The organism is Duganella sp. HH101 (assembly GCF_001758795.1).
Taxonomy (GTDB): Bacteria; Pseudomonadota; Gammaproteobacteria; order Burkholderiales; family Burkholderiaceae_D; genus Rugamonas; species Rugamonas rivuli.
In genome coordinates this window covers 117577-126052 of record NZ_LRON01000021.1, presented here as the reverse complement: position 1 = coordinate 126052, position 8476 = coordinate 117577, and the positions used below count along the sequence as shown (strand labels likewise).

The following is an 8476-nucleotide window of genomic DNA, read 5'->3' as shown; positions in this document are numbered from 1 at the left end:
GTGCTGGGACGGACGCTGCCGCTGCCGGCCGCCGCGCCGCAGCGCATCGTCGTCATCGGCGACACCGGCTGCCGCCTGCAAAAGAGCAGCAACAGCTACCAGGCCTGCAAGCACGAAGCCGACTATCCGTTCGCCACCATCGCGGCCGCCGCCGCCGCGTGGCGGCCCGAGCTGGTGATCCATGTCGGCGACTACCACTACCGCGAAAACGCCTGCCCCGAGGGCAACGCCGGTTGCGCCGGCAGCCCCTGGGGCTATGGCTGGGACGCCTGGAACGCCGACTTCTTCGCGCCCGGCGCGGCGCTGCTGCAGGCGGCGCCGTGGATCATGGCGCGCGGCAATCATGAAAATTGCGCGCGCGGCGGCCAGGGCTACTGGCGCCTGCTCGATCCGCGCCCGCTGCTGCCCGGCCGCGACTGCAACGCCGCCGCCGACGACGCCAGCGGCAATTACAGCGCGCCCTACGCCGTGCCCATCGGCCAGGACACCCAGCTGCTGGTGATGGACACCGCCAACACCACCTGGAAGGGCTTGAAGCCGGGCGACCTCGGTTATGACAAGTACCGCGAGCTGTACCGCCAGGTCGAGGCGCTGGCCCGGCAGGCGCCGCGCAACATCGGCATCGACCACCACCCGCTGCTGGGCATGGGCGCCGACCGCAAGGGCGACGGTCCGGTGGTGCTGCTGCCGGGCGACGCCGGCCTGCAGCAAGCCTTCGGCTCGCTCAACCCGCAACTGCTGCCGGCCGGCATACAGGCGATGCTGTCCGGCCACGTACACCTGTGGCAGCAAGTCAGCTTTGCCAGCGGCCACCCCAGCCAGTTCATCGCCGGCTTTTCCGGCACCGCCGAGGACATCGTGCCGCTGCCCGAGCGCCTGCCGGACGGCGTGACGCCGGCCCCGGGCGCGGTGGTCGAGCAGTTCAGCTCCTGGGTCGACGGCTTCGGCTTCATGACCATGGAGCGCCAGGGCGCCGAGCGCTGGCTGGTGCAGGTGCACGATCTGCGGGGCCGGGTGCGCAACACCTGCCAGCTCGACGGCAAGCGTTCGCGCTGCGCGCTGGCGCAGGTCAAATGAGCGCCGGCGCCGCCGCAGGTGTCACAAGCTGTTACATCGCTTAGCGGCCCGGTGTTACCAAATGCACTAAAATACGGCCCATTCCGTGTAATATGCTGCACCCGAGTGTTGCCGGCCCCTATTCGTTTTGGAGAGAGATTTTATGAAAAGTTCGTATCTGCGTCCGGGCCTCGCCCTGCTGTGCGCCGCCCTGCTGAACGCCTGCGGCGGCGGCAACAATGGCAACCTGCTGCTGTCGGGCACCATCAGCGGCCTGACCAAGCCCGACCTGGTGCTGGTCAACAACAAGACCGGCGAAAAACTGCCGGTGCCCGCCAACAGCACCAGCTTCAGCTTCACCAAGCTGATCGCGGTCGACGAGCAATATGATGTGCAGATCTCCACCCCGCCCACCGGCGCCAAGTGCGAGGCGGTCAACGGCAGCAACGTCGGCAAGGCCAACGCCTACACCGCCTACCCGATCACCCTCAAATGCACCACCAATCCGTGGACGCTGGGCGGCGCCGTGAGCGGACTGCGCTTCCCGGGCCTGGTGCTGGCCAACGGTGCCGATCTGGTCAGCGTGCAGCCGCCGCCGGCCACCGTCAGCGCCGCAGTCAACTTCGAATTCCAGAAGGTCGGCGACGGCTCGCCGTACGGCGTGACCGTGCTGTCGCAGCCCAAGGATACGACGCCGGGCAGCACGCTGACCCAGGTTTGCACGGTCAGCAACGGCGTCGGCACCATGCCCGCCGGTGACTTCCGCGGCGTGATCGTCATCTGCCAATAATTTCCGGGCCGGCCATCGCGCGATGGCCGGCCGCCCCCGCCTCTTTTTGGAGTAATAGATGAAATTTTCGACTTTGAGCGCCATTGCGGCGCTGATGCTGGCCGCCGCGCTGTCCGCCTGCGGCGGCAAGGCCCAATTCGCTGTGCAGGGCACCATTTCCGGCCTGGGCAATCCCGGCCTGGTGCTGGCCAACGGCAGCGACACGCTGAACGTGCCAGCCGGCGCCTTGTCGTTCACGATGCCACGGCAAATTCCTTACGGTACCGAGTACAACATCACCGTCCAGCACGATCCCGACCACCAGACTTGCCAGGTCGTGGCGGGCGCCTCCGGCTCGGCCGGCCATACGGTGTCGATCGCCGCGCAGGTGCTGTGCCAGCAGAAGACTTACAACGTCAGCGGCCAGTTCATCGGCCTGTTCCCCAACAATGACGCCACCGCCACCACCGCCGCCACGCCGCGCATCGTGGTGCTGACCAATGGCTCCGCCGGCGGCACGGTATCGGTATCGAGCGCCTCGGCCCTCGACGCCGCGCTGGGCAAGGGTAACTTCCAGTTCGACACCAAGGTGCCGCACGGTATCGCCTACGGCGTCACCATCCTGTCGCAGCCGGCCGACCTGAACTGCAGCCTGACCGGCGGCACCGGCGTGATCAACGATGCCGACGCCAGCAATCTGTTGCTGACCTGCAAACCGAAGTAATCACGAGCAAGGCGCCGCGCGCCCTGCGCGGCGCGGCGGAAGTGGGGAGAGTTATGCGATATCGTGATGTTCGATATTCGAAAAATAAACTTGCGTTATATGCCGCGACGCAGCATACTTGACTCGTCTCCTCCACTTCTTGCAAAGGAATTGGATTCAGCCCGCTTTCACCAGCGGGCTTTTTTTTTGCCTTGTCGCTTATTGCGGCTTGAGCAGGTTGGCCAGCGCGACGTACTCGGCCAGGCCCACCGCTTCCGGACGGTCGGTCGGCCTGATGCCGGCGGCGACGATCTGCTCTTCGGTGAACATGCCGGTCAGGCAGTTGCGGATCACCTTGCGGCGCTGCGAGAAGGCCTTCAGCACCACCGCCTCCAGCGTGGCGCGGTCGCACGGCAGCGGCCTGGCCACCGGGATCATGCGCACGATGGCCGACTCCACCTTCGGCGGCGGGTCGAACGCTTCCGGCGGCACCACGAACAGCAGTTGCATGTCATAGCGCCACTGCAGCATCACCGACAGGCGGCCGTAGGTCTTGCTGCCCGGCTCGGCCACCATGCGCTCCACCACCTCCTTTTGCAGCATGAAATGCTGGTCCTGCACCTGCGGCGCGAAATCCGCCAGGTGGAACAGCAGCGGGCTGGAGATGTTGTACGGCAGGTTGCCGACGATGCGCAGCTTCTGGCCGGCCGGCACCGGGATGCTGCCGAAGTCGAACTTCAGCGCGTCGCCGGCGTGGATGGTCAGCTTGGCCGGGTTGTAGGTCTTTTCCAGGCGCGCCACCAGGTCGCGGTCCAGCTCGACCACATGCATCATCTTCAGCGTGCGCATCAGCTGTTCGGTCATGGCGCCCAGGCCGGGGCCGATTTCGACCATGGCGTCGTCCGGCGCCGGGGCGATCGCTTCGGTGATGCTGGAGAGGACGTATTTATCGTGTAAAAAGTTTTGGCCGAAGCGTTTGCGGGCGACGTGTTTCATAGTGGTTCTTCTGATTGGGAGGATGGGGAGGAGGCGGCCACGGCGTCGGCCATGGCCACGGCGGTGGCGATCGCGGCTTCCATGCTGCCGCAGTCGGCCAGGCCCGGGCCTTGCGCCGCCAGGTCCAGCGCGGTGCCGTGGTCGACCGAGGTGCGTATCAGCGGCAGGCCCAGCGTGATGTTGACGCCCTGGCCGAAGGTGGCGTACTTCAGCACCGGCAAGCCCTGGTCGTGATACATGGCCAGCACGCAGTCGGCGTCGCGCAGGTATTTGGGCTGGAACAGCGTGTCGGCCGGATACGGGCCGCGCGCATCGATGCCGCGCGCCCGCGCCGCCGCGATGGCCGGCGCGATGACGTCGATATCCTCGCGGCCCAGGTAGCCGCCCTCGCCCGCGTGCGGGTTCAGGCCGCACAGCAGGATGCGCGGGGCGGCGATGCCGAACCTGGTCTTCAGGTCGTGGGCGATGATGTCGAGCGTGCGCCCCAGGCCGTCCTGGCTGAGCGCGGCGGCGACATCCTTGAGCGCCAGGTGGGTGGTGGCCAGCGCCACCCGCAGCGGCGGCGGCGCCGGCTGCCCGGCCGGCGCCAGCGGCTGGCCGGCCAGCAGCATCACCACTTGCGCGGTGCCGGTGCGGTCGGCGAAATATTCGGTGTGGCCGGAGAACGGCACGCCGGCGTCGTTGATGGTGCTCTTCTGCAGCGGGGCCGTCACCACCGCCTCGAACCAGCCGGCCCGCACGCCCTCGATGGCGGCGTCCAGCGTGGCCAGCACGCTGCGGCCGTTTTCCTTGTCCAGCTTGCCCGGCACGACGTGGGCCGCCAACGGGATGTCGATCACGCACAGGCGCTCCGGCCCGAACCGCGGCAGGCCGCCGTTGCGCAGCGCCTGCAGCGACAGCGCCGCCACCTTGATCTCCGGATCGATGTAGCTGGCCGTCATGGCCAGGAAGGCGGCGTCGCCCAGCAGCACGCAATTGACCTCATGGCGGCGGGCCCAGGCGGCGCGCAGCGCAATCTCCGGGCCGATGCCGGCCGGCTCGCCGACGGTGACGGCGATGGCCGGGCGGCCGGCGCGGTGGACGGGACGCAGCGCGCTGCGCCCGGTGTGTAAAGTGGCGCTCACGCGTGGTCCCCTTGATGATTACTTGGCGGCGGCGGCGCCGTCTTCGGTGCGGAACTCGACGTAGGCGCGGTCGCGCACTTCGCGCTGCCAGCTTTCCGCCGCTTCCTCGACCTTGCGCTCGCGGATGGCCTGGCGCGCGTTGTTGCGCTCGCGCTCTTTCGAGACGTCGTCGCTCTTACGCTCCAGCACTTCGATCAGGTGCAGGCCGAAGCTCGTTTCCACCGGCTGGCTCACTTCGCCGATCTTCAGGTTGTTCATCGCCGCCTCGAATTCCGGCGTGACGTCGCCCGGCGCCAGCCAGCCCAGGTCGCCGCCCTTGGAGGCCGAGCCGTCGTTGGAGACCAGGCGCGCCAGGTCCTCGAACTTGGCGGCGTTGTTGTCCAGGCGTTCCTTCAGCTCGGCCAGCTTGCGCTTGGCGTCGGCCGCGCTCATGGTCGGCGTCACCTTGATCAGGATGTGGCGGGCGTGGGTCTGCTGCACGGCGGCCACGGCTTGCGCCTCGGCCAGGCTGCGGCGGTCGACCGCCTTCAGGATGTGGAACGCGCCCACGCTCTTGATGATCGGCGTCACCTGGCCAGGCTTGAGCTTGGTCAGCGCTTCGGCGAACACCGGCGGCAGGCGCTCGGGCTGGCGCCAGCCGACCACGCCGCCCTGCAGGGCGTCGCTGGCGTCCGAATAGGTGGCGGCCATCTTGGCGAAGTCGGCGCCGGTGCGCAGCTGGCGCATCACTTCCTCGGCGCGCGCGCGGCGCTGGGCGATCACTTCGGCGGTGGCGTTGTCGGGGATGCGCACCATGATCTGCGAGATGTTGATCTCGAACTGCTCGGCGGCGGCGGCCTTCTCGGCGGCCAGGAAGCTCTCGACCTCGGCTTCGGAGATCTGGATCTTGGCGTCGACCTCGTGCTCGCGCAGGCGCTGCATGATGATTTCTTCGCGGATGTCTTCGCGGAAGGCGGCGTACGGCGTGCCATCCTTTTCCATCTGGTTGCGCAAGTCCTGCACGGTCAGCTTCTGCGCTTCGGCGATGCGGCCGATGGCGCGGTCGAGCTGCTGGTCGTCGACCCGCACGCCCATTTCCTTGGCCATCTGCAGCTGGGCGCGTTCGACGATCATGCGCTCGAGCAGCTGGCGGCGCAGGTCGGCCGGGTCCGGCATCTGCACGTTCTGCGCCTTCATGCGGGCGGTCACGCTCTTGATGCGGTTGCTCAGCTCGCGCTGGGTGATGACGTCGTCGTTGACCACCACCACGATGGAATCGATCGCCACATTGCCCGATTCGCCGGGCGGCAGGAAGCCCTTGCCGTCGGACTTGGCGGCGCCGGCGGGCGTGGTGTTCAGTGCGGCGCTGGCGGCAGGCGCCGGCGCGGCGGCAACGGCGGCCGGGGCCGGAGCAGGCTTCTTCGAAAACAGGCTGCAGCCGCCGAGGGCGGTGGTGCACAGCAGGACGGCCAGAATTTTCATTTCGAACTTCATCTTAAGAACGCTCATGAGTCAGGTGTAAAAAATCAAAAAGCGCCCGCTGCCCTGGTACGGCGGCGGCGGACGCCGGTGTGGCTTGCTTTAGCGGCCGTAGCCCTCGTTCAAACGCTGATAACCGGGGATGCTGTTCTTCATCGCCTCCAGCGGGCTGCCCACGCCCAGGTGCGACAGGCCGTTCAACTCCAGCTGGAAGAAGATCGGCGTCGACGCCTTGGTCGAGGTGGTCACGAAGCGCTGCGCGCCCATGCGGAACACCCAGCAGTCGGCGTTGTATTCCAGCCCGACCAGGCTTTCCAGGATCTTCTTGTCCTGCATCGAGTAGCTGACCCGGCCGACGCCGTACCAGCGCTGGAAGATCGGCCACTGGCTCGACACTTCCAGGTTCTTGAAGCTGCCGCGCAGGTAGCGGTAGCCCAGGTTGAGCACCTTCTTCTGGCCCGGCATCCATTGCGCGGTATAGCTTTCCGACACCACGCGGCGCTGGCTGGGGCTGTACTGCACGGCGCTGTCGAAGCCCCAGGTGTCGGAGATGCGGCCGGTCGCGGCCAGCAGCATGTCCGAGCGCGAGTCGACCACCGGCGTCGTCGACGCCAGCTGCACGCGCTGGTCGCGGAAATAAAAGCGCTGGCCGAACGCCAGGCGCAGCGTCTCGGCGCCGGCCGCGTCCAGGAAGCGCGACACCAGCGCCGCCGTCAGCTGGTTGGCGTCGCCGATGCGGTCCGAGCCGACGAAGCGGTTTTCGCTGAAGATCTGGCTGAAGTTGAAGGTGGCGGCGTCGGTGTCGAAGGTCGGGAACTGGCTCTGGTCGCGGTACGGGGTGTTGACGTAGAACAGGCGCGGCTCCAGCGTCTGCGTGACATCCTTGCCGCCGAGCTTGGTGTCGCGCTCGAACACCAGGCCCGAGTCCAGCGAGAACGTCGGCACCGCGCGCGACAGGTTGTCCGACTTTTGCGTGCCGAAGCTGTCGAGCTGGTAGCTGCCCAGGTTGACCATCACCTTGGGCGTGATGAAGTAGCTGGGGCCGACGATCGGGTAGCTCAGCTGCGGGATCGCCACCAGGCGCGTGCCGTTGATCAGGGTCGGGTGGTAGAAGCGGGTCAGCTCGCTGTCGACGGCCCAGTCGAAGCCGCCGGCCACGTCGTACTGGGCGGCGTGGAAGTTGATCGCCGGCAGGCGGTCATAGGGGCGCGACACGAACAGCGACTTGTCGACCAGCGATTCCGGGTCTTGCAGCACCTGGTATTTCTGCACGCGCGCGGTCAGCGTCCAGAAGTCGCCGTGGTAGTCGGTGCGCAGCTCGCGCAGCAGCTGGCGCTCGGTCGAGCTCGACACAGTCTTGGAGAAATCGTTAGGATAGTTGTTGTCCGAGGCGGCGCGGATGCTCCAGCCGTACGACCAGTCCTTGGACAATTCCTGCGCGTGGCTGGACTTGATGGTCCAGCGGTCGGTCGAGCCGCCCGGCGTGGTCGGCACGTATTGCTTGTCGTGCGGCAGGTACTCGACGTAGGTCTCGCCCTGATACAGGCCGCCGTCGGTCTCGCCCAGGTAGCGGCCGTTGGCGCCCAGCTGGAAGCCGCGCCGCGGGATAATCTTCGGATATACCGTCACATCGCGGTTGGGCGCGATGTTGAAGTAGTACGGCACGGTCAGCTCGGCCGCGCCCTTGGAGCCGAAGCCCGGCATCGGCGACAGCCAGCCGGAGCGGCGCGCGCCCGACAGCGAGAACGACAGCGCCGGCGTGCCGAGGATGGGCACGTCCTTGAAATAAATGATGGTCTTGCCGGCGGTGCCGACGTCGCGGCCGGAATCGAGGTTCAAGGTGTTCGAGCGCAGGTACCAGTCCGGCGTCGGCCCCTGGCAGGTGCTGTAGGTGCCGTTGACCACCACCGCCTCGTCTTCGTTGATGAAGTTGATGCGCTCGGCCTTGCCCTGGGCGTGGTTGGCCTCCAGCCGGTAGGTCGGATTGAGCATATAGCCCTGGCCGCTGTCCATGTTCAGCTTGAGCTCGTCGCCGGTGAAATAGTCGCCGAAGCGCCAGATCTTGACGTTGCCCTTGGCCTCGACCTCGTCCTCGACCTGGCGGTAGCAGGCGGTATCGGCCTTGACGCGGGTCTTGTCCTTGAGCAGCTCGGCGTCCCGCTCCAGCGTGATTTCACGCTCGGGGCGGCCGCTGATGTCCTCGGCCTGGATGGTGGTGACGGCGTTCTTGTCCTCCACCCGCGGCGCGCGCGCCTTCGGCGGCAAACTCTGGGCGTGGGTCGGCACTGCCGTCACGGCGGCGATGGCAGTCAGGGCAAACGCCCAGCGTTGCGTGGTGGTGGGGGGGGCCGGAAGCCAGCGCATGCGACT

The 8476-nt window shown here is 67.3% G+C and carries 7 protein-coding genes; 3 read left to right on the top strand and 4 right to left on the bottom strand.

Going from position 1 to position 8476, the window contains the following annotated elements; translation table 11 throughout:
* The 3 genes from DUGA2_RS26130 to DUGA2_RS26120 form a co-directional block, all read left to right on the top strand.
* Positions 1–1077, top strand: a 1077-nt coding sequence (locus DUGA2_RS26130; protein WP_070272336.1) for a metallophosphoesterase, incomplete at its 5' end; no start/stop codon positions are given.
* A 142-nt stretch (positions 1078–1219) separates the two neighbouring features.
* Positions 1220–1846 (top strand): hypothetical protein, encoded by a 627-nt coding sequence (locus DUGA2_RS26125; RefSeq protein ID WP_070272335.1) that lies wholly within the window; start codon positions 1220–1222, stop codon positions 1844–1846.
* A gap of 58 nt (positions 1847–1904) precedes the next feature.
* Positions 1905–2549 carry a hypothetical protein gene (locus DUGA2_RS26120; protein ID WP_070272334.1) on the top strand — a complete coding sequence of 215 codons (645 nt, stop codon included), beginning with the start codon at positions 1905–1907 and terminating at the stop codon, positions 2547–2549.
* Between the two features lie 198 nt (positions 2550–2747).
* Here DUGA2_RS26120 and rsmA read toward each other — a convergent pair whose 3' ends face one another.
* The 4 genes from rsmA to DUGA2_RS26100 form a co-directional block, all read right to left on the bottom strand.
* Positions 2748–3524, bottom strand: a complete 777-nt coding sequence (rsmA, locus tag DUGA2_RS26115; protein WP_070272333.1) for a 16S rRNA (adenine(1518)-N(6)/adenine(1519)-N(6))-dimethyltransferase RsmA — start codon at positions 3522–3524, stop codon at positions 2748–2750.
* Positions 3521–4648, bottom strand: coding sequence for a 4-hydroxythreonine-4-phosphate dehydrogenase PdxA (pdxA, locus tag DUGA2_RS26110; RefSeq protein ID WP_070272332.1), 1128 nt, complete (start codon positions 4646–4648; stop codon positions 3521–3523). Before pdxA ends, rsmA begins: the two co-directional genes overlap by 4 nt.
* A gap of 18 nt (positions 4649–4666) precedes the next feature.
* The gene (locus tag DUGA2_RS26105; protein ID WP_229214775.1) at positions 4667–6109 is read right to left on the bottom strand and encodes a peptidylprolyl isomerase; all 1443 of its coding nucleotides are present in this window, start codon (positions 6107–6109) and stop codon (positions 4667–4669) included.
* A 99-nt stretch (positions 6110–6208) separates the two neighbouring features.
* The gene (locus DUGA2_RS26100) at positions 6209–8470 is read right to left on the bottom strand and encodes an LPS-assembly protein LptD (RefSeq protein WP_070272330.1); all 2262 of its coding nucleotides are present in this window, start codon (positions 8468–8470) and stop codon (positions 6209–6211) included.
* Positions 8471–8476 lie beyond the last annotated feature (6 nt).

Coding starts and splice junctions, on each gene's coding strand:
- DUGA2_RS26125 (WP_070272335.1), top strand. CDS start 1,220: ATGAAAAGTTCGTATCTGCGTCCGGGCCTCGCCCTGCTGTGCGCCGCC.
- DUGA2_RS26120 (WP_070272334.1), top strand. CDS start 1,905: ATGAAATTTTCGACTTTGAGCGCCATTGCGGCGCTGATGCTGGCCGCC.
- rsmA (WP_070272333.1), bottom strand. CDS start 3,524: ATGAAACACGTCGCCCGCAAACGCTTCGGCCAAAACTTTTTACACGAT.
- DUGA2_RS26105 (WP_229214775.1), bottom strand. CDS start 6,109: ATGAAAATTCTGGCCGTCCTGCTGTGCACCACCGCCCTCGGCGGCTGC.
- DUGA2_RS26100 (WP_070272330.1), bottom strand. CDS start 8,470: ATGCGCTGGCTTCCGGCCCCCCCCACCACCACGCAACGCTGGGCGTTT.